The organism is Bradyrhizobium sp. SOJA106 (assembly GCF_059448745.1).
In genome coordinates this window covers 5,168,947-5,189,744 of record NZ_CM182549.1, presented here as the reverse complement: position 1 = coordinate 5,189,744, position 20,798 = coordinate 5,168,947, and the positions used below count along the sequence as shown (strand labels likewise).

The following is a 20,798-nucleotide window of genomic DNA, read 5'->3' as shown; positions in this document are numbered from 1 at the left end:
GCCATGCCACTCCATCTGATCAAGCTCGCCGTCGGCTGCGACTCCGTCAAGGAATTGAAGGGGTGGGTGACCGAACGGATGCAGACCGCCAAGAAGAAGGGTCTGCCGCAACATCACATCCACATCACGCGCATGGTGCCCAAGCGCGACGCCGAGATTCTGGCGGGCGGATCGCTCTACTGGGTGATCAAGGGCGAGATCGCCGCGCGCGAAAAGATCATCGGTATCGAGCCGTTCCGCGACAAGGACGGCATCGGTCGCTGCCGGATCGTGATGCAGCCGAAGGTGATCTCGGTGTCGCCGCGGCCGATGCGCCCGTTCCAGGGCTGGCGCTATCTCACCAACGATTCCGTGCCGCCCGATCTCGGCAAATCCGCCGCCGGTTCGATCGCGGCCATGCCCGAGCCGATGCGGCGCGAGCTGCGCGATCTCGGGCTGCTCTAAACCGCGATATTGTCGATCAGCCGCGTCGTGCCGAGCTTGGCTGCCACCAGGATCCGCAACGGACCGTCCTCGCGCGAGGTGACCGGCGCCAGCGTCTCGGCGTGGCGCGCCTCGAAATAGTCGAGCGCGAAACCGGCCGCCTTGATCGTCTCCGCACCACGCGTCATCGCGCTTCCGAGGGCTTCGCCGGCGCGGATGCGGCCGGCGCTGTCCTTCATGGCGCGGTAGAGCGTGGTCGCGGTCTGCCGCTCCTCCGCCGAGAGGTAGACGTTGCGCGAGGACATCGCGAGCCCGTCGCGTTCGCGCACGGTGCGGGAGCCGATCACCCTGACGCCAAGGTCGAGATCCCGCGCCATCTGCATCACCACCCGCAGCTGCTGAAAGTCCTTCTCGCCGAAGATCGCAACATCCGGCCGGCACTGCGTGAACAGCTTGCCGACGACGGTGGCGACGCCGCCGAAGAAGTGCGGCCGGAACCGGTCCTCGAGGCCGGCGAGCGCCGGTCCCTCGGGCACGATGCGGGTGGCAAAGCCGTCCGGGTACATGGCCTCGACGCCGGGATGCCAGACGATGTCGACCTCCTCGGCCGCGAGCTTGGCGATGTCGGCCTTCCAGGTGCGCGGATAGGCGCCAAAGTCCTCGGTCGGCGCAAACTGAGTCGGATTGACGAAGATCGACACCACGACGCGGCTGGCGCGCCGCTTGGCGAGGCGCACCAGCGACACATGCCCGTCATGGAGTGCCCCCATGGTCGGGACCAGCGCGATCGTGGCCTTTCGCTTGCGTAGATTGTCGACGGCGCGTCGCAAGGTGGGGACCGTGCGGGCGATCAAGGGGCTTCGTGACATCGGGACTCGAATCGGGACTCGACGGGGTTGGGAATCGGAGCGGGCGCGGCCCGACGGCCGGCAGGCCAACCTTAACAAGCGGCGGTCGTGGACGCCATGCATCCGGATGCGGCACAGCAATTCGCGTCGAGCCGCGCGACATTGCGAGTGTGTGGGCTGCATCGCAGACGCGCAGCTGCACTGCTCTTCATGATAAGAGCCGCGCGTTGCGATTTGCGTTACCTGTCACGCATTTCACTTGACCGCAGACGTGGTCAACTCGAAGATATTCGTTAGGGGTGTTGAGGATCGCAATGCTTGTGCAAGCTAGCCAAGGCCAATCCGGCTCGGCGCATGTGGTCGTGCTCGGCAATGAAAAGGGTGGCTCCGGCAAGTCGACGACCGCCTTGCACATCGCCGTTGCGCTCCTGAAGGCCGGCCAGCGCGTCGCCACCATCGATCTCGATTGCCGCCAGCAAAGCTTTACCCGCTACATCAGCAACCGCTCCGCCTGGGCCCGCCGCACCGGGCTCGGCCTCGAGCTGCCGGTGCATCGCTGCATCAAGCTCGGCGAGACCATGCAGATCGCGGAGAACGAGAACTCGGAGTTCCAGCAGTTCATGGAGGCGGTCGCGGCGGTCGAGCGCAGCTTCGACTTCATCGTCATCGATACGCCCGGCACCGACAGCTATCTAATGCGGCTTGCGCACTCGATGGCCGACACCCTGGTGACGCCGATCAACGACAGCTTTCTCGACTTCGACGTGCTCGGCACCGTCGAGCCCGCCAACTACGCGGTGACGGGCGAGAGCCATTACGCGGAGATGGTGCGTGACGTCAGGCGCAAGCGCCGCCAGCTCGACGGGGCGACCACCGACTGGATCGTCGTCCGCAACAGACTGTCGATGCTCGGCTCCCGCAACAAGCAGCTCGTCGCCGACGGCTTGAAGGATCTGTCGCTGCGACTCGGCTTCCGCTACGTTGACGGCTTCGCCGAACGCGTCGTCTATCGCGAATTCTTCCCGCGCGGCCTGACTGCCCTGGACGAGATCGACGAGGCCACGCTCGGCATGCGGCCCAATCTCGGCCATCTCACTGCGCGCGAGGAGGTAACGAGCCTGCTCCGCCAGCTCAAGCTGCCGCTCGACGAGCGCGGCCGCCGCCGCGCCGCCAACCGCGCCGAGTGGTTCAGTCAGGTCGACAAGCCGCTTGAGGTCCACGACATCCTGGGCGCTTGACGCGGTATAGAGCTACTTCCGCATCGATCCGCATGCCGGTTCCCGGGGGAACCGGGCGCGCATTCGCTCGTTTTCATCTACGTTCACTGCGAAATTGATGATCGAGATGGGTTGCGTCCGATCCTGACCTGCACGCTGACGTAGCGCACGAGTCCGGGCTGCCCAAGAATCGTGTGCGGCGCACAATGAAAGGGCTGTCAGGTCACAATATTTACGCTTCCTGTCACGTGGCTGTGACATATATTAGGGAATAGGCGACAAGGGGACAAAGAGCCCCGGAAGAACACGATTTTCAACAGGGATTCAGGCCGTAAGAGCCTGAGGCTGAGGACGAAAATGAAGCGTGGAATTGCCGTTCTGGTTTCAGTGAGTGCGCTCTGCGGCATCGCCTATTTCACGGCGAGCAAGTGGGCGATCAAGCACGAGACCATCACTTTCTACGACGCTTCGCGGGACAACCGTCCGGTTCCCGTCGACATCGCGATCCGCCGCGACAAGGAAATGCAGGCCAATGCCGGCATGATCACGCTGCCGGTCGCGGTGATCAATCACGGCAACACCGTCAAGAACACCGAGTACGGCTTCCTCGCCAACATCTTCGCCGCGCGCGGCTATCTCGTCGTCAGCCCGCAGCACGATTTGCCGACCGATCCTCCGATGGTGACCAAGCCGGGCGAGCTCTATGTCGGCCGGCTGCCGCAGATCCTGCGCGGAGTCGCCAACATTCATTTGGCCATGCAGGAGATGAAGAAGGTTCAGCCCAACGCCGACTATGACAAGGTGACGATGGTCGGCCATTCCATGGGCGGCGACATCACGATGTACTTCGCCAAGCAGTACCCGGACGAGGTCAAGAAGGTCGTCACGCTCGACAACCTCCGCGTCCCCTTCGTCACCGCCGGCAAGTTCAAGATCCTGTCGTTCCGCTCCAAGGATCCTCAATTCAAGACCGATCCGGGCGTGATCCCCACGGACGAGGAGTGCGAGAAGGCGGGCATCCAGGTCGTGAAGACCGAATTCCAGCATAACGACATGCGTGACACCGGTCCGGACGACGCCAAGAACTCGATCCAGAGCATGCTGGACAAGTTCCTGAGCTCGACCGACAGCGAGGTGGCGCCGGTCGACACGCAATCGTCCCCGCCCAAGATTCTCGAGCCCGGTCCGGTCGCTCTGATGGCGCCGGCCAAGAGCTGACCTCTCGCTCCGGTCGATCCGATCCTCGAAGCCCCCGTCGGCGCCAGCTTGCGGGGGCTTTGCACATTGACCGGGCCATCGTCGCTGACCACATTAGCTGCTCACCGCGAGGCGAAGAGCAGAGATGTCGGGCGAACCGATCAAACCCCGTGGTGGCGATGCCGTTTCGGCGCAAGCGGACGGCGCGCTGCCGAAGACGAGGACATCGACCTCGGAGGACATCGCCGCCTTCGTCGCTAAGGCGCGCGCGCTGTCGCCGCATGCGCCCGGCGCGAAGGGGCGGCTGATCTTCGCGCTGGATGCGACGATGAGCCGGCAGCCGACCTGGGACATGGCCTGCGCGCTCCAAGCCGACATGTTCCGCGAAGCTGCGGCGCTCGGCAGTCTGGACATCCGGCTGGTCTATTATCGCGGTTTCAACGAGTGCCGCGCCACAGGGTGGATCTCCGACAGCAGCAAGCTTGCGAGGCTGATGAGCAAGATCGATTGCCGCGGCGGTGACACCCAGATCGGCAAGGTGCTAGGCGAGGCGCGGCGCGAGGCGGTTGCCTCTGGCGTGCGCGCCGTCGTCTTCGTCGGCGATGCCATGGAGGAGAAGGTCGACGACCTCTGCGCCAAGGCCGGCGAGCTCGGCATGCTCAAGGTGCCGGTGTTCCTGTTTCAGGAAGGCGATGACACCGTGGCCGAGCGGACGTTTCGCGAGATCGCGAGGCTGACCGGCGGCGCCTGGTGCCGGTTCGATCCTGGCGCGGCGGCGCAACTGCGTGAGCTGCTGCGCGCTGCCGCGGCCTATGCGGTCGGTGGTCGCGAGGCGCTGCTGAAACTGGCGAAGGGCGAGAGCGGCGCGGCCAGGCTGATCGGCCAGATGAAATAGGCCAGAGCATGATCCGAAAAACTGCGCAGCGGTTTTTCGAAAAGATCATGCTCAAGAACCTAAAACGCGATGACGGTTCACCTTGATCTCATCGCGCTTTCGGCCGCCCAGACCATGGACGCGAGACCGAGCAGGATTTCGCCGTGCGGGGAATGATCTGGACAGGGTCGCTTATTGGCGAACGAACGTCTCGTGTCATCAGCCGGTCGTGGACGTGGACGAAGGACGCCATGCTTTTTGACAACAGGACGACTATATTCAGGCCATGACCCTGATCGCCGGCGCTGTCGCCGTTATCACGCTCTATCTGCTGCTCCAGATGTTCCGCTCCGCCAATCCGGCGGTGCTTGCGCGCACCATCAAGTTCGGCGGCGGCGTCGTGGCGCTGGCGGTCGCGGCCTTCACGGGTCTGCGAGGCGAGTTGGCGGTGGCGATCCCGCTCGGACTCATGGGAGCCGGACTGCTCGGCTGGACGCCGCTGGCGAACGCCGGCATCGGCAATGTTGGCGGGCTGTTCGGCGGCGGCGCAACGCGCCCGACAGGTCAGGCCTCGCGCGTGCGGTCGCAGTTCCTGGACATGCGGCTCGATCACGATTCCGGCCAGCTCGCGGGCCGGATCGTCGCCGGGCCCCACGCGGGGCGCGATCTCGATGAGTTCGATCTCGCTGGCCTGCTGGCGATGGTACCGGCGTTCGACGCCGAGAGCGTCGCCTTACTTGAAAGCTATCTGGACCGCCGGTTTCCCGCTTGGCGTCAGAACGCGCAGGGCGATGCGGCAGGGCGGCAGCGCAGCGCGGCGCCGGGCGGCAAAATGACGGCGGAGGAAGCCTATCAGATCCTTGGCTTGCAGCCGGGGGCGGGCCGCGACGACATCAGCCGGGCTCACAAGTCCCTGATGAAGAAACTCCATCCCGACCAGGGGGGCTCGACGTATCTCGCTGCCCGTGTAAACGAGGCCAAGGATACTCTGCTTCGTACGCATAACGTCTAACTCCGGCACCATAAACGCCCGTACCGCGTCAGCTCCGCTTCTCCGTTCGCCGTCGCCCTGGTGCCCGCCATTGTCGGCGTGGTCGATCCCTTGCGTAAAGTTTTAACCGTAAAGTCTTGACGAGAGGTTGTCGTGGAACAGCCTTGGGCCTCATCCGCATCCCAAACGAAAAATGCCCGCGCAGGGCGCGGGCATTGGCTGTGGGAAAGATCCGCTCGATCAGTTGCGGACGGTGATGCAGGAGATCTCGGCGCGCTTGAGGGCGCGGCAGACGGCCTCGGCCTGGTCGCGCTCGAGCCCGGCGAAGCGGGCGCGGTAGAGCTTGCGATTGTCCTTGGCAACCACAGGCTCGGTGAACGGATCGGCCTTGCTGAGCAGGCCGCGGGCCGAGCTGCGCGCCGCATCGATGCGCTGCTGGGCTTCGGTCTCGCTCTCGAGCGCGCCGACCTGGACGATCCAGCCGCTGTGGGTGACGACCGGCTTGGGGGTGGCGCTCATCTGGGCGGGCTGCGGCGCCGGATCGGCGGACGCGAGCTTCGCAGCCGCCGGGGCCGGAGCGGCGGTGGTTGTGGCCGGCAGCACGCCGAGGATGCCGTTGCCGGTACCAAAACCCGCCGGCTGACGCGGCAGTTCGGTGCGGACGACCTCGGCAGGCTTCGGCGCTTCCGGCTGGCTCTGGGGCTCGGGCTTGTTGATCAAATCGGCCCGGGCGACGACGGCGCCGGAAGTTTCCGCAACGTCTGAACGGGCGGCAATCGTGCTCGTGACTTGCGGAGCGACCGGAGCCGGGGTGGCGGAGGCGACCTTCACAGTGCCGGCCTTGACTTGGACGGTCTTGACCCGGACAGGCTTCATCGGCTCGGACGAGCCGGGAATGATGGAAAGCGGCTGGCTCGAGATCACGCCATTGGTGAGCGGCGCCGGCTCGATCTTGGATTCAGTCGGCCGGACTTCAGGCTTGGGCTGAGCCGGCGGCATCGCCGCGGTCGCAGCGGCAAGCGTCGACAGGCGCGAGGCGAGACGCGACGGGGCTTCCGGGGCGGCCGCGGCCTGGACCTGCGGCGCGGGACGGGCCGGCGTATCCGAGGCATCGGCCACGTCGCTGCTCGCGTCTGCACCGTTGCGCTCGGTGACGGCGGCCACGGTGTGGGTGGTCGCGCCCTTCTCGAGGTTCTCCGCGAGCAGGTTGCGCATGATGGCGTCGCGCGAGCCGCCGCTGCGGCCGCCAAGCACCACGCCGATCAGGTGGCGGTTGCCGCGCCGCATCGAGGTCACGAGATTGAAGCCGGAGGCGCGGGTGTAGCCGGTCTTGATGCCGTCGACGCCCTCGACGCTGCCGAGCAGGTGATTGTGGTTGCGGATCGACTGGCCGCGCCAATTGAACGTCGAGGTCGCGAAATAGCGATAGTAGCGCGGGAAGCGCTCCTGGATGGCGCGGCCGAGCGTGGCCTGGTCGCGCGCGGTCGTGACCTGCTCGTCGTTCGGCAGACCAGAGGCGTTGCGATAGACCGTCTTGGACATGCCGAGCGAGCGCGCCTTGCGCGTCATCATCTGCGCGAAATCGTCCTCGTCGCCGCCGATCGCTTCGGCGATCACCACCGCCGCATCGTTGGCCGAGCGGGTGACGAGACCCTTGATCGCATCCTCGACGCGGATGGTCTGGCCGGGGCGCAGGTTCAGCTTGGTCGGATCCTGATCGGCGGCGTGCTGCGATACCGGCATCTCGGTGTCGAGCTTCATCTTGCCGGACTCCAGACGCTCGAACAGCAGATAAAGCGTCATGATCTTGGTCAGCGAGGCGGGATGGCGGAGACCATCGGGGCTGTTTGCCTGGAGCACGACGCCGGAATTGCCGTCGACGATGATGGACGCGAATTTCGGGCTGGAGCTCTCGGAGACATCGCGCTGCACCCGATGGCTCGCGTAATGGCGGCGATGGCGCCGCGCCTCGGCCGCGTCGGTGGTGAAGATGGCTGCAGTGGTGACTGTAAGAAGCCCGAAAACGCCGACGCGCGCCAAGCGCGAAGAAGACAAGCTTTTACGAAGCATGGAACCCCGTCCCCGTTTCTGACTTGATCACCGGCTCGTGAGGCGAAATTGTGCCCACTGGAGCCGGGATCATTACCTGCTCAGGCTGTCCCTCCGCTGGTGTTCGCCACGGGAGACGTTGGGCCTGAGCCGCTGTTCTGGCTAAGGTGATGTTCTCAAACGGCTTTGACCGCGTGCGGAAGCTGAACACGTCCAGGGAATCAGGGTACGGGGCTGCGGTTTCCAAAAGCTTAAGGAACCATTGCGGGAAAGCGCGGGAATTTCCGCGACTTGCATCTATTTTGGCATCCGTTTTTGTGCGTCGCACAAGATTCTTGACATTTTTGTGCGTTGCACTAATTGTGGGCAGAGTCAGGGAGCCGGGGCTTCCGGACGAGAGCCAGGGAAAAGGATTGCGAAATGTTCAAGGTTGAAGACTTTCAGAACTACGGGAAAGAGCAGTTCGAGCAGTGCGTCGCCTCCGCGACCTCGGTGCAGCACGGTCTCCAGGCGATCGCCAGCGCCTATGGCGACTACACTAAGAAGTCGTTCGAAGACACCAAATCCTTCGTCGAGAAGCTTTCCGGCGTGAAGTCGCTGGACAAGGCCATGGAAGCCCAGACCGACTTCGCCCGTTCCGCCTACGAGACCTTCGTCGCGGAATCGCAGAAGATCGCCGGCCTCTACAGCGACCTCGCCAAGCAGGCGTTCAAGCCGGTCGAGACCATCGTCTCGAAGTTCACCCCGGCCGCCAACTAAGCGCTCCCTCACATCCTGGAATCAAGAAGCCCGGCTGATCCAGCCGGGCTTTTTTCTGTGTTGTGGCGGGTGGCCTCAGCGCGCCACGCGCAGCTTGGACAGCGAGATGCCGATGTCCTTGAACACCGACACGGTCTGGTCCGCCGACTTCACCAGATAGAACTTGTCGGTGCTGCTCGCGCAATATTGCAGCACGCTCGAGGTCGGATCGTGGCCGGTGTTGACCTGCACCGTGTAGATTGTGATGTTCGCGGCCTTGGCGTTGTCGCACGGCTTCTGCCGCGCGTCGATCTGTGAGGCATTGTTGTGCCGGCGGTTCTGCGTGTTCAGACCGCAGCGTCATCCAGCCCAGGCGAGCCCGATGCCCTGGTTGGTGTTGCCGGTCGGCTTCATTTTGTCGATCACGGTTTTGAGCGAGGACCAGTCGTAGCTCAGCGGCATGATTGGTCGCGGTCGACCACGCAACCTGTCCAGGCGTTGTGATTGGCCGGAGTCCACGCGGCATCCCAATCCGCGAAGTCGATCCAGTACTTGTAGTTGCTGGCGCCGATATTGACGGCCTTAGCGAACGGCACGATCGAGATGTAGACGTCGCCATTGGTCTTGGCGAGCGGGTCTTGGCGAGCGCGCTGAGTTGGTCCATGAGGTTCTTGGCGGCGGTCTGCATCGCCGGCATCTTGCCATCGTCGACCATCGATGCGGTGTTGTCGAGCACCATGGCGACGCGCATACGCGCCAGGCCCAGGCACTGGTGGACGAGGTAGATAACGGGCGGGCGAAACATGATGATCCCCGAAATCCGTTCGCGCCACCCCCTTGGACGGCAGGTGATGGGACCGCAGAAAACCGGAGATAGCCCGCGCGAAACCGTCGCAGCCACGCTGCAACCCGGTTCCTGGTCAACAGGCTCTGAACGGGCGGGCGGAAATTTTTGTCAAATCGATCCGGATTGATTAACCTTGGTCAGGATCGCCGGACCGGGACTCGGGACCGCCGCGGCCGCATCGGCCAGACCTTTGCACGCTTGCGGCGAGCCAGGGGCAGGCCCATATTGCTAGCGAATGATCCGGCTTGGACCGGATCCGTCGGGAGCGGCGATCCAACAAGGCGGCGCGCCAGCGCGAAGCTCCGGAGGGCGGGGTTGCGCAGCGAGCTGTCATCCGCTCCGTTGGGAATTTGAACGCCTGAGCCATGCCGCACCTGTCTTCCAGCCTCGACCTGTCCGCGCCAGCCGCTGCCCATGCCCCGCGTATGAGCAATGACGACAACCGCTCGGGCGGTCCGACCGGGCCGAGCACGTCGGTGATCACCAAGGTCAAGCCCAAGACCAAGCGGCCGAACCTGTATCGCGTGCTGATCCTGAACGACGACTACACGCCGATGGAATTCGTCGTCCACGTGCTTGAGAAGTTCTTCCAGAAGGACGTCGAGGCTGCGACCAAGATCATGCTGCATGTCCACCACCACGGTATCGGCGAGTGCGGCGTATTCACCTACGAGATCGCCGAGACCAAGGTGACGCAGGTGATGGACTTTGCCCGCAAGCACCAGCATCCGCTGCAATGCGTGATGGAAAAGAAGTAGTCGTGCGTTCGAGTTCTTTTTAGAGCGGTTCTGTTCGCGTGCTGTGTGATGGCAGCACATCCTGCTGCATGATCCGGCGAACATTGGCAGCGGCGTCAATCCTGCCCAGATGGGCAGCTCTGCCCAAATCGGAACAGGTTTTGCATCGAAAATACCGCAGGCGTGTCGCCGCCGGGTCGCGGAACCGGTCTTTCGCCGCGGTCTTGTATAACTATATGTGACAAAGGTTGTTGTTGCCTGACCGGGCGATGGCGATCATGATGGTGGGGGCCATAGAGGACGCGAATGCCGACTTTTTCCCAAAGCCTTGAACAATCCCTGCATCGTGCACTGGCGATCGCAAACGAGCGTCATCACCAATACGCGACGCTCGAGCATCTTTTGCTCTCTCTGATCGACGATTCCGATGCAGCTGCGGTCATGCGCGCCTGTAGCGTCGATCTCGACAAGCTCCGTACGAGCCTCGTCAATTATCTTGAGACCGAATTCGAAAATCTGGTGACGGATGGCGCCGACGACGCCAAGCCGACGGCCGGTTTCCAGCGCGTGATCCAGCGCGCGGTGATCCACGTGCAGTCCTCCGGTCGCGAAGAGGTGACCGGCGCCAACGTGCTGATCGCGATTTTCGCCGAACGTGAAAGTCATGCAGCGTATTTCCTGCAAGAGCAGGACATGACGCGCTATGACGCCGTCAACTACATCAGCCACGGCATTGCCAAGCGGCCTGGTGTCTCCGAGGCGCGTCCGGTTCGCGGCGTCGACGAGGAGACCGAGACCAAGGGCAACGATGACGCCAAGAAGAAGGGCGAGGCGCTCGAGACCTATTGCGTCAACCTCAACAAGAAGGCGCGCGACGGCAAGATCGATCCGGTGATCGGACGCAATTCCGAGATCAACCGCGCGATCCAGGTGCTGTGCCGCCGGCAGAAGAACAACCCACTGTTCGTCGGCGAGGCCGGCGTCGGCAAGACCGCGATCGCGGAGGGCCTTGCCAAGCGCATCGTCGACAGCGAGGTGCCGGAGGTTCTGGCGGCAGCGACGGTGTTCTCGCTCGACATGGGTACGCTGCTCGCCGGCACGCGCTATCGCGGTGACTTCGAGGAGCGCCTGAAGCAGGTGCTGAAGGAGCTCGAAGCCCATCCCAACGCCATCCTGTTCATCGACGAGATCCACACCGTGATCGGTGCGGGCGCGACGTCGGGCGGGGCGATGGACGCCTCGAACCTGCTCAAGCCGGCGCTCGCCTCGGGCACCATCCGCTGCATGGGCTCGACCACCTACAAGGAATACCGGCAGCACTTCGAGAAGGACCGCGCACTGGTGCGGCGCTTCCAGAAGATCGACATCAACGAGCCGACGGTCGAGGACGCGATCGCGATCCTCAAGGGCCTCAAGCCTTATTTCGAGGACTACCACCGGCTGAAATACACCAATGAGGCGATCGAAGCTGCCGTGCAGCTGTCCTCGCGCTACATCCATGACCGCAAGCTGCCCGACAAGGCGATCGACGTGATCGACGAGTCCGGAGCGGCGCAGATGCTGGTCGCCGAGAACAAGCGCAAGAAGACCATCGGCATCAAGGAGATCGAGACCACGATCGCTTCCATGGCACGGATTCCGCCGAAGAGCGTCTCCAAGGACGATGCCGAGGTGCTCAAGCATCTCGAGCAGACCCTGAAGCGCACCGTGTTCGGCCAGGACAGGGCGATCGAGTCGCTGGCGGCTTCGATCAAGCTCGCCCGCGCCGGCCTGCGCGAGCCGGAGAAGCCGATTGGCTGCTATCTGTTCTCAGGGCCCACCGGCGTCGGCAAGACCGAGGTCGCAAAGCAGCTCGCGGCGACGCTCGGCGTCGAGCTCCTTCGCTTCGACATGTCCGAATACATGGAGCGGCACACCGTGTCGCGCCTGATCGGCGCACCTCCGGGCTATGTCGGCTTCGACCAGGGCGGCCTGCTCACCGATGGCGTCGACCAGCATCCGCATTGCGTGGTGCTGCTCGACGAAATCGAGAAGGCGCATCCCGACCTGTATAACGTGCTGCTCCAGATCATGGACCACGGCCGGCTGACCGACCACAACGGCAAGCAGGTCAACTTCCGCAACGTGATCCTGATCATGACCACGAATGCAGGCGCGGCGGATCTCGCCAAGCAGGCGTTCGGCTTCACGCGCTCGAAGCGGGAAGGCGACGACCACGAGGCGATCAACCGCCAGTTCGCGCCGGAATTCCGCAACCGCCTCGATGCCATCGTCTCGTTCGGCCATCTCAGCGTCGAGGTGATCGGCACCGTGGTCGAGAAGTTCGTGCTTCAGCTCGAGGCCCAGCTCGGCGATCGCGACGTCACCATCGAACTGTCCGAGCCCGCCAAGGCCTGGCTGGTCCAGCATGGTTACGACGAGCAGATGGGCGCACGTCCGATGGCACGCGTGATCCAGGAGCACATCAAGAAGCCGCTGGCGGACGAGGTGCTGTTCGGCAAGCTCAAGGCCGGCGGCCACGTCCGCGTCGTCCTCGTCAAGGACGAGGCCGACGAGACCAAGGACAAGATCGGTTTCGAGTTCGTCGAGGGGCCGGTCACGCCGAAGCAGGAAAAGCTGCCCGGCACCCGCAAGCGTCCGCCGGGCAAGTCCAAGCCGGGCGGCGGCCCCGGCGGCTCGAAAGGGCCGATCTCGAAGGGCCCGCTGGTCAAGGTTTGATCGCGAGCAACATGGATCGAAAAGGCCGGCTGAAAAGCCGGCCTTTTTTGGCGCAGCGGGCAGCGCCGTCGCCTGAAACCCGAGCGTCCCGCGCTCAATCTCCCTTCATCCGCTGTCCGTCCTGCACCCGCACACGCTCGGCGCCGCGCGCGCCGGCGGGCGACAGGCGCAACATGCTGAGCAGCGCACCGCATAGCGCAAAGCCGACGCCAGCCAGCAGCGCGATCCTGGTTCCCTCCTGCGGATAGCGCCCGAGGAACAGCGCGACCAGCGCGGCGCCGGCGGTCTGGCCGAGCAGGCGGGCGGTGCCGAGCATGCCGCTGGCTCCGCCGGAGCGCTCGCGTGGTGCGGCCGCGATCATGGTGCGGTTGTTCGGCGTCTGGAACAGGCCGAAGCCGAAGCCGGCCAGCGCCATGCGCCAGGCGATGTCGAAGGCGCCGGGCTCGGCCGGCAGCATCGCGAGCGAGGCGAGCCCGCCTGCGAACAGCAAGAGGCCGATGCCGCCGAGCAGGCCGGCGGGATAGTGCTCGACCAGCCGCCCGGCAAGCGGTGCGGCGAACGCCACCGTGATCGGCCAGGGTGTGATCAGCAGTCCCATATGCACGGCCGAATAGCCGAAGCGGCTTTGCAGGTAGAACGGGATCGCGACGAAGGACAGCATCTGGGCGCAGAACGAGGCGATCGAGGTCGCGATCGACAGCGCGAAGATCGGGATGCGCAGCAGGTCGACCGGCAACAGCGGCGCGGCGACATGGGTCTCGCGCCAGATCAGCGCGGCGCCTGCGACGGCGGCGACGGCGAATTCGATCAGGCAGGTGAGCAGCGGCTCGCCGTGGCCGACGCTGTCGACCGCGAAAATGCCGACGCCGAAGGTGACAGCGCTAAGCCCCGCGCTCTGCCAGTCGAACGAATGCGCCGCCAGGCGCGTGTGCGGCAGGCACCGTGCGCCGAGCGCAACGGCGACCGCACCGATCGGCACGTTGATCGCGAACAGCCAGGACCAGCTGCCTACGGCCAGGATGCCCGAGGCCAGCGTCGGCCCGATCGCGGCCGACACCGCCACGACGAGCGCGTTGCGCGCGATACCGCGCCCGAGCAGCGCATGCGGATAGGTGAAGCGGACCAGCGCGGTGTTGACGCTCATGATGCCGGCTGCGCCAAAGCCCTGGATGATGCGCGCGATCGTCAGCATCGGCAGCGATTGCGCGACCGCGCAAAATGCGGAGGCGAGGGTGAACAGCGCAAGTCCCGCCAGGTAGACGCGCCGGTAGCCCACGATCTCGCCGAGGGAGGCGAGCGGCAGCAGCGAGATGGTGATGGCGAGCTGGTAGCCGTTGACGATCCAGATCGAGAAGGCCGGGCTTGCCTTGAGATCAGCCGCGATCGTCGGCAGCGCCACATTGGCGATGGCGCCGTCGATCACGGACATCGTGATGCCGAGCGCGATGGTGAGGATGGCCCATCGGCGCTGCGGCAGCGGCAGGCCGTCGGCCTGCTCGATCGTGACTGTCGACATTTGTGAGCGGCGTCTGCTTTGGCGAATCGAACGTGCCAGGTGACGGAGTATTGCGCCAACCGGACAGGACCGCGATGGTTCCGGAACCCAGCCGTTACCAACGCGCTCGCCTTGGCCCCGGAGGAGCACGACAATACGGGCCTCGAGCGGCGAGGCAGATCGACCGGCTGCTAAACCGCCGGCGGATTGCGGTCCGTGAAGGTCACGCGCTGGTGCCAATAGGGATAGGGCAGCGTCACCTTGCTCGCGTCATCGAGCTTGGCGATCTGGTCCTTGGTCAGCGACCAGCCGACCGCGCCGAGATTTTCGCGCAACTGCGTCTCGTTGCGCGCGCCGATGATCAGCGTCGACACGGTCGGACGCTGGAGCAGCCAGTTCAGCGCGATCTGGGACACGCTCTTGCCGGTTTCCTTCGCGACCTCGTCGATGGCGTCGACGACGCGATAGACGTGCTCGTCGGACACGGGCGGGCCGAATTCGGCGGTCTTGGGCAGGCGGCTCACCTCGGGCTTCGGCTGGCCGCGGCGGATTTTTCCGGTGAGGCGCCCCCAGCCGAGCGGCGACCAGACAACGGCGCCGAGCCCCTGGTCGAGGCCGAGCGGCATCAGCTCCCATTCATAGTCGCGTCCGATCAGCGAATAGTAGGTCTGGTTGGCGACGTAGCGCGGAAAACCGTGCTTGTCGGCAACGCAGAGCGATTTCATCAGGTGCCAGCCCGAAAAATTCGAGACGCCGACATAGCGGATCTTGCCGGCGCGCACGAGCACGTCGAGCGTGCTGAGCACCTCCTCGGGCGGCGTGAAGGCGTCGAAGCCGTGGAGCTGGAACAGGTCGATGTAATCGGTGCCGAGCCGGCGCAGCGAGGCATCGATGGCGGTGAGCAGATGCTGCCGCGACGAGCCGATGTCATTGGGGCCATCGCCGAATCGGAACGTCGCCTTGGTCGAGACCAGCACCTTGTCGCGGCGGCCCTTGATCGCCTCGCCCAGAACGCGCTCGGACTCGCCGAGCGAATAGACGTTGGCGGTGTCGAACATCGACACGCCGGCCTCGAGGCAGATATCGAGAAGGCGCCGCGCTTCGGTCGCATCGGTCGTGCCCCAAGCGGCAAGGCGGCCGACGCCGCCGAAGGTGCCGGTCCCAAGGCTCAAAGCGGGCACCATCAGGCCTGACCGGCCCAAGCGTCGGTATTCCATCGATCTGCTCCTCGGCTGGCCGTCAGTTGATCGTTGCGGCCCTCGGGAGCGATGGTAGTGCAAGCGGGCGCCTGCGTCCTGTCACGCGCTCACATACCGGCCTTGCCCGGACGTGGCCTAGTCGTGCAGACGCATGTCATCGAATGCCGCATCAGCAATGCGGGGGCCGGCTGTCTTCGTCGAAGACTGCGCCTCGATCCGTATCGCGGCCGGCGGGAAACAGGCGACCTCAGTGTCACGCGCCTGCCGCGGCAGGAGCGTCAGGCTCCAGCCCACCAGGACGAGGACCGCGAGCCGGATCGCGATCACACCCAGCAGCAGCTCAGATCCGCTTATCGTGCCGTGAGTCCTCATGCGCGCCAGCCTGATCCAGGCCTCGAGGCAAGACAATCTGGAATTGGCGAGCATTGCCTTCGCCCGGGGCGAAGGCTCGAGGTGATGGCTGACTGTCAGTGCCGCAACTGGCTCTGCCGGAAGTCACGCGGCGACATTCCAAAATGCTCGCGGAAGACGCGGCCGAAATGTGAGAGGTCGTTAAAGCCCCAGGCGAACGCGATCTCGCTGATATGGCGATGCGCGAGCACAGGGGAGGCGAGATCGCGCTTGCATTGGGCTAGACGCTCGGCAAGGACATAGCGTTGGAACGACATGCCTTCGTCGGCGAGCAGATCATTGACGTAGCGCGGCGAGATGCCGATTGCGGCGGCGGTTTCCGCCGGCGAGAGGTCGGGATCGGCGAGGTGCGCGCGGATGTGCGCCTTCAGCCGGTAGAGCAGGGCCGCGCGATGAGTTGACGATGGCAGCGATGCCTTGCCGAGCCGTTCGCCTAGCGCCATCGCCAACAGATCGACAGCCTGCTCCGATAAAGCCGCAGCATGATCCGGCGCAAGTCGGTCCGCGCTCTGGCAAAGCCGGAAGATGAAATCGTAGGCGAGCCGTTCGAGCGTTGCGTCAGCTCCGAACGACATCGCAGTGAGCGTCTCGGTGGCGCCGAGCCGCCGCTGTAGCATTTCCCGTGGCACCTTGAAGATGGTCTGCGTGAAGGCCTCGTTGAACGTCAGCTCATAGGGCCGCGTGGTGTCGTAGAGCGCGAACTCGCCGGGATGGATTACGGTCTCGCGGCCATCCTGCACCACGTCGCCATAGCCGCGATTGCCGAGCGCAATGAGAACAAAATCCTGATCCGAACGCGCGATGCGCGAGGGTGTGCGGTACACGTGCTGGCGGTCGGAGCAGACCTCCGAGCATACGGCCTTGCCGAGCGGAGCCTGCGTGACCGAGCCGCGAAAGGCGCTGCCGAGGTCGGATTTGCAGTCGAGCCCGACGAAGACGTCGCACACGATGTCCTGCCACAGCGCCAGCCGCCGGTAGGCGGGGCTGCCGTCTGTCGTGAACTGGATTGGCATCGGCAAGCCTCCCTTTCACATCCTGCAAAACTGCATGCTGGCACCGGATCGAGCCTTGGCGGAGGCAAATTCCGCACCGAGGCGGTGCTGCCGTCCAGTCGAGTTTTTGTTCCGCCGCGGTCGAGCGCCCCGCCGCCGGCTTGGCCAAATAGACTGCATCGGACGTGGCTTCCGATCAACCGGCAAGGGAGGCGGGAATGGGCATCGAACATCCGAAATACAAGGTCGCGGTGGTGCAGGCAGCGCCGGCCTGGCTCGATCTCGATGGCTCGATCGACAAGTCGGTCGCGCTGATCAGGGAGGCCGCCGAGAAGGGGGCGAAACTGATCGCCTTTCCCGAAGCCTTCATCCCCGGCTATCCCTGGCACATCTGGATGGACTCGCCGGCCTGGGCGATTGGCCGCGGCTTCGTACAGCGCTATTTCGACAATTCGCTGGCCTATGACAGTCCGCAGGCCGAGCGGTTGCGCGAGGCCGTGCGCAAAGCGAAGCTGACGGCCGTGATCGGCCTGTCCGAGCGCGACGGCGGCAGCCTATATCTCGCGCAATGGTTGATCGGACCCGACGGCGAGACCATCGCAAAGCGCCGCAAGCTACGCCCGACCCATGCCGAACGCACCGTCTATGGCGAGGGCGACGGCAGCGATCTCGCCGTGCACGCGAGGCCCGATATCGGCCGGCTCGGTGCGCTGTGCTGCTGGGAGCATCTCCAGCCGCTGTCGAAATACGCCATGTACGCCCAGAACGAGCAGGTCCACGTCGCGGCCTGGCCGAGCTTCTCGCTCTACGATCCCTTTGCGCCGGCGCTCGGGGCCGAGGTCAACAACGCGGCCTCGCGGGTCTATGCTGTCGAGGGCTCCTGCTTCGTGCTCGCGCCCTGCGCGACGGTCTCGCAGGCCATGATCGATGAGCTTTGTGATCGGCCGGACAAGCACGCGCTTCTGCATGCCGGCGGCGGCTTTGCCGCGATCTACGGTCCCGACGGCAGCCAGATCGGCGACAAGCTTGCACCGGATCAGGAGAGGCTTTTGATCGCCGAGATCGATCTCGGGGCCATCGGAGTTGCCAAGAACGCCGCCGATCCCGCCGGACATTATTCACGGCCCGACGTGACGCGGCTCTTGCTCAACAACAAGCCCTACAAGCGCGTCGAGCAGTTTGCGCTGCCGGCCGACACCGTCGAGGCCACGGACATCGGCGCGGCGGCGAGTTGATCGCCGAGAGCAAGGCAGGGCACGATCATGGAATCCGCAATTCCTCTGCATCTCGAAACAGTGCGCACGCGTCACAAGCGCGTGCCTGATGACTACCAGCCGCCATATCCGTCCTTCGTGGCGCGCTACAAGCCGGCCGTGAGCCGCGTGGTGATGGCTTATTTTGGCGTGCAGCATCGTGGGTCGGGGTCGGCGGCGGCGACTGAGGCGCTCGCGGAGATCGCCGGACGTTTCGCGGGCGAGGGCGGTCCCTCGCATTGGGACCGCGCGCATTATGTCGACCAGGCCGGCTATGAGACCATCGTCTCGGTGGCCTATTGGGATGACGTCGCGCGCTTCGACGCCTGGTTTGTGCCGGCGCGCGAAGTGTGGACCGGCAAGCCGCGGGAAGGCATCGGCACCTTCATCGAGGTGCTGCGTCCCGCGCTGGCGCGACACGAGACACTGTTCTCCTCACCCGACCGGCCCGAAGGAGTCGCCGTCATCGCCGACGGCATGAGCGGCCAGGTGCAGGAGCACGCTTATTGGGGCGGCATGCGCGATCGCATTCCACTGTCGCAGACCGATCCGATGTCGCCGACCGGTACTCCCGAGCTGATCCGCGATGGCGCGCGCCTGCGCGTCAAGGCACACGACAATCTCTGCCTGATCCGTTCCGGGCAGGACTGGAGCGATACCGAGGGGTCCGAGCGAAAACTTTATCTCGACGACGTCGAGCCGGTGCTCCACGAGGGAATGGATTTTCTGCGCGACGACGGCCTTGCGATCGGCTGCTACGCCAATCGCTACATGCAGGTGCTCGCGGCTGACGGCAGCGCGAGCGAAAAATCCTACGGCCAGAGCTGGTGGAAGAGTCTGGCCGCACTGGAACGATGGGCGGAGTCGCATCCGACCCACGTCAGGATCTTCGGCGCGGCGATGAAGTACCTCTCGACGCTCGGGCCCTCGGCCAAGCTGCGCTTGTATCACGAGGTCACGGTCGCGGCTGCGGACGAGCAGTTCTTCGAGTATCGGAGCTGCCATGCAAAGACCGGCATGCTGGCGGCGGTGGAGACCGTCAGCGCCTAAGCGACGCAGTGGCCGAGCAGCTCAGGATGCGCGGCGCAGATGTGATGTGCGCCGGCATCCCGGAGCTCGGCCTCGCTGCCATAGCCGTAGAGCACTCCGATCGCGGTCATGCCGTTGGTGCGGGCGCCGACCACGTCGTGGCTGCGGTCGCCGATCATGATCGCGCTGGCGGGATCGACCTTGGCTTGTTCAAGGGCGTAGCGCAGCAGCTCGCGCTTGTCGACGCGCGTGCCGTCGAGCTCGGAGCCGAACACGCGCTCGAAATACGGCTTCAGGCCGAAATGATCGACGATGCGGTTGGCATAGACTGCCGGCTTGCTGGTCGCCACGAACATGCGCTGATGCGTCGCGGCGATCGAGGACAATGTGTCCTTGATCCCGCCATAGGCCTCGTTCTCGAACAGGCCGACATCGCTGAAGCGCTCGCGATAGAGCAGCAGCGCGCGGTCGGCGAGTTCCGAGCTGCCTGTGAGCTTCTCCAGGCTGGCATGCAGGGGCGGGCCGATGCACCAGGTCAGCTCGTCCTCGCTCGGCACTGCGACGTTGAGCCGCTCCAGCGCGTACTGGATCGAGCGGGTGATTCCGGGTTTCGGGTTGGTCAGGGTGCCATCAAGATCAAAATAGATTGTCGTCATCAGGGCGGAACCAGCGTTGAGACTGCCGCCCGTTGCTAGCCGGATCAGGCGTCAAGTCAAGGTCCGGAAGGTCATTGCTGCTTCGTCCATTCGACGATCGCTGTGGCCTCCGGGCCGGCCTGGGTTTCCCAGGCTGCGATCGTGCTGGTCGCGGCGTTGCGAAGCGCTCCGATGAGAGATTGCGGCGCGGGCTCAGCGATGCTGACGCCGTTGTCGCGCATGCGTGCGTAATTCTCGGCGGTGCGATGGGCGAGCAGCGCGAACTGGCTCCGCTCGGTCTCGGCTGCAGCCGCCATGACCTCGCGCTGCATCGGCTCGGACAGTTCTGCGAACGCCTCGCTGCGGACGAAGGCGATCGAGATCGGCATCGCATAATTGATGGCCGTGAAATGCGGCAGGTAGTCCCAGAGCTTGCGTCCCGCACCGCCATCGCCGGAGGTGAGGAATGCGTTCAGTTGGTGCTCCTTCAGTCCGGCAAGCGCCTTGTCCATCGGCAGGAACAGCGCATTTGCTCCGGCGGTACGCATCACCGCGCTGGAATTGGCGTCGTAGGCGCGCAAATTCAATTTCGGCAGATCGTCGGCGCCCGCGAGCGCATGATCGGACCAGAGGCCCGTCGCCGGCCAGATCGTGAGATAGAGCAACTTCAGACCGCGCGCTGCGAAGGCCTTCTCGTAGAGCGGACGGGCCCGCGCATTGGTGGCGCGCGCGACATCGAGCGTTTGCACCAGAAAGGGCAGGGTGGAGAGGCCGAGCACCGGGTCGAGGCCGGACAGCGCACCCGCGAAGGCATCGCCGCCGGCGATGCGGCCATCCAGCGCAGCCCGCGGCATTTCGCCCGAATTGATCTTGAGCTCGTTGTCGAAGGCGCTCGTCACGGTCACAAAACCGTTTGTGCGCGCCGCGACGTGATCGGCGAAAGTGGTGAGGCCGATGCCCGAGATGTTGTTTTGCGGATATTCCGTGGCCATCAGCCAGCTGACCTGCGCCAGGGCCGGCGCGGCGGACAGAACGAGGGCAGCGAGGGCCAGGATTGCGCGGATCCGTCGGGCGGGGGAACGCATTGGGAGAAGCAGGTCAGGCAACATATATTGGCAACTCGTCGAACCATGGCACGATGCCAC

At 64.8% G+C, this 20,798-nt stretch carries 20 protein-coding genes; 10 read left to right on the top strand and 10 right to left on the bottom strand.

From position 1 onward, the window contains the following. Positions 1-3: 3 nt before the first annotated feature. A complete protein-coding gene (locus AC5V87_RS24250) occupies positions 4-444 on the top strand; it encodes a DUF1489 family protein (RefSeq protein WP_495367980.1) in 441 nt (146 codons plus the stop codon). Here the strand turns inward: AC5V87_RS24250 and panC are convergent. Beyond that, positions 441-1,292 carry a pantoate--beta-alanine ligase gene (gene panC, locus AC5V87_RS24245; RefSeq protein ID WP_456838021.1) on the bottom strand — a complete coding sequence of 284 codons (852 nt, stop codon included), beginning with the start codon at positions 1,290-1,292 and terminating at the stop codon, positions 441-443. The two genes, AC5V87_RS24250 and panC, sit on opposite strands and share 4 nt — an antisense overlap. A gap of 293 nt (positions 1,293-1,585) precedes the next feature. On the opposite strand from panC, the gene AC5V87_RS24240 reads away from it, so the two are divergent. From AC5V87_RS24240 to AC5V87_RS24225, 4 genes are all read left to right on the top strand, one after another. Beyond that, positions 1,586-2,509: a division plane positioning ATPase MipZ gene (locus AC5V87_RS24240; RefSeq protein ID WP_495367979.1), complete on the top strand. Its 924-nt coding sequence runs from the start codon at positions 1,586-1,588 to the stop codon at positions 2,507-2,509. 336 nt (positions 2,510-2,845) lie between these two features. Beyond that, a complete protein-coding gene (locus tag AC5V87_RS24235) occupies positions 2,846-3,706 on the top strand; it encodes an alpha/beta fold hydrolase (RefSeq protein WP_456838023.1) in 861 nt (286 codons plus the stop codon). A 124-nt stretch (positions 3,707-3,830) separates the two neighbouring features. Then, a complete protein-coding gene (locus AC5V87_RS24230) occupies positions 3,831-4,580 on the top strand; it encodes a vWA domain-containing protein (RefSeq protein WP_456838024.1) in 750 nt (249 codons plus the stop codon). Positions 4,581-4,845: 265 nt separating this feature from the next. Continuing rightward, complete coding sequence (locus AC5V87_RS24225) at positions 4,846-5,571, top strand: DnaJ domain-containing protein (RefSeq protein ID WP_456838025.1); 726 nt, start codon at positions 4,846-4,848, stop codon at positions 5,569-5,571. Between the two features lie 219 nt (positions 5,572-5,790). Here the strand turns inward: AC5V87_RS24225 and AC5V87_RS24220 are convergent, their stop codons facing one another. Continuing rightward, a complete protein-coding gene (locus AC5V87_RS24220; protein WP_495367978.1) occupies positions 5,791-7,620 on the bottom strand; it encodes a serine hydrolase in 1,830 nt (609 codons plus the stop codon). Positions 7,621-8,019: 399 nt separating this feature from the next. On the opposite strand from AC5V87_RS24220, the gene AC5V87_RS24215 reads away from it, so the two are divergent. After that, entirely contained in the window at positions 8,020-8,358 is a 339-nt protein-coding gene (locus tag AC5V87_RS24215; protein ID WP_024341049.1) for a phasin family protein, read from the top strand. A 75-nt stretch (positions 8,359-8,433) separates the two neighbouring features. Here AC5V87_RS24215 and AC5V87_RS24210 read toward each other — a convergent pair whose 3' ends face one another. Together AC5V87_RS24210 and AC5V87_RS24205 are read right to left on the bottom strand one after the other, a co-directional pair. Beyond that, positions 8,434-8,589, bottom strand: a complete 156-nt coding sequence (locus AC5V87_RS24210) for a hypothetical protein (RefSeq protein WP_456838027.1) — start codon at positions 8,587-8,589, stop codon at positions 8,434-8,436. A gap of 200 nt (positions 8,590-8,789) precedes the next feature. After that, on the bottom strand, positions 8,790-9,245 hold the full coding sequence (locus tag AC5V87_RS24205; protein ID WP_495367977.1) for a hypothetical protein: 456 nt from the start codon (positions 9,243-9,245) through the stop codon (positions 8,790-8,792). A 364-nt stretch (positions 9,246-9,609) separates the two neighbouring features. Here AC5V87_RS24205 and clpS point away from each other — a divergent pair, with 364 nt between their 5' ends. Together clpS and clpA are read left to right on the top strand one after the other, a co-directional pair. Continuing rightward, positions 9,610-9,942: an ATP-dependent Clp protease adapter ClpS gene (gene clpS / locus AC5V87_RS24200; RefSeq protein WP_235545867.1), complete on the top strand. Its 333-nt coding sequence runs from the start codon at positions 9,610-9,612 to the stop codon at positions 9,940-9,942. A gap of 285 nt (positions 9,943-10,227) precedes the next feature. Then, the gene (gene clpA / locus AC5V87_RS24195; protein ID WP_456838029.1) at positions 10,228-12,639 is read left to right on the top strand and encodes an ATP-dependent Clp protease ATP-binding subunit ClpA; all 2,412 of its coding nucleotides are present in this window, start codon (positions 10,228-10,230) and stop codon (positions 12,637-12,639) included. Between the two features lie 94 nt (positions 12,640-12,733). Here clpA and AC5V87_RS24190 read toward each other — a convergent pair whose 3' ends face one another. The 4 genes from AC5V87_RS24190 to AC5V87_RS24175 form a co-directional block, all read right to left on the bottom strand. Next, a complete protein-coding gene (locus AC5V87_RS24190) occupies positions 12,734-14,155 on the bottom strand; it encodes an MFS transporter (RefSeq protein ID WP_495367976.1) in 1,422 nt (473 codons plus the stop codon). A gap of 170 nt (positions 14,156-14,325) precedes the next feature. Continuing rightward, on the bottom strand, positions 14,326-15,351 hold the full coding sequence (locus AC5V87_RS24185; protein ID WP_456838030.1) for an aldo/keto reductase: 1,026 nt from the start codon (positions 15,349-15,351) through the stop codon (positions 14,326-14,328). Positions 15,352-15,468: 117 nt separating this feature from the next. After that, the gene (locus AC5V87_RS24180; protein WP_495367975.1) at positions 15,469-15,759 is read right to left on the bottom strand and encodes a hypothetical protein; all 291 of its coding nucleotides are present in this window, start codon (positions 15,757-15,759) and stop codon (positions 15,469-15,471) included. A gap of 41 nt (positions 15,760-15,800) precedes the next feature. Then, positions 15,801-16,757, bottom strand: coding sequence for an AraC-like ligand-binding domain-containing protein (locus AC5V87_RS24175; RefSeq protein WP_495367974.1), 957 nt, complete (start codon positions 16,755-16,757; stop codon positions 15,801-15,803). A gap of 197 nt (positions 16,758-16,954) precedes the next feature. On the opposite strand from AC5V87_RS24175, the gene AC5V87_RS24170 reads away from it, so the two are divergent. Next, entirely contained in the window at positions 16,955-17,971 is a 1,017-nt protein-coding gene (locus tag AC5V87_RS24170) for a carbon-nitrogen hydrolase family protein (RefSeq protein ID WP_495367973.1), read from the top strand. 27 nt (positions 17,972-17,998) lie between these two features. After that, positions 17,999-19,039 carry a phenylacetaldoxime dehydratase family protein gene (locus tag AC5V87_RS24165; protein ID WP_495367972.1) on the top strand — a complete coding sequence of 347 codons (1,041 nt, stop codon included), beginning with the start codon at positions 17,999-18,001 and terminating at the stop codon, positions 19,037-19,039. Here the strand turns inward: AC5V87_RS24165 and AC5V87_RS24160 are convergent. Both AC5V87_RS24160 and AC5V87_RS24155 read right to left on the bottom strand, forming a co-directional pair. Further along, complete coding sequence (locus AC5V87_RS24160) at positions 19,036-19,674, bottom strand: HAD family hydrolase (protein WP_456838035.1); 639 nt, start codon at positions 19,672-19,674, stop codon at positions 19,036-19,038. The genes AC5V87_RS24165 and AC5V87_RS24160 overlap by 4 nt on opposite strands. 71 nt (positions 19,675-19,745) lie before the next feature. Then, the gene (locus AC5V87_RS24155) at positions 19,746-20,762 is read right to left on the bottom strand and encodes a TRAP transporter substrate-binding protein (RefSeq protein ID WP_456838036.1); all 1,017 of its coding nucleotides are present in this window, start codon (positions 20,760-20,762) and stop codon (positions 19,746-19,748) included. Between the last annotated feature and the right edge of the window lie 36 nt (positions 20,763-20,798).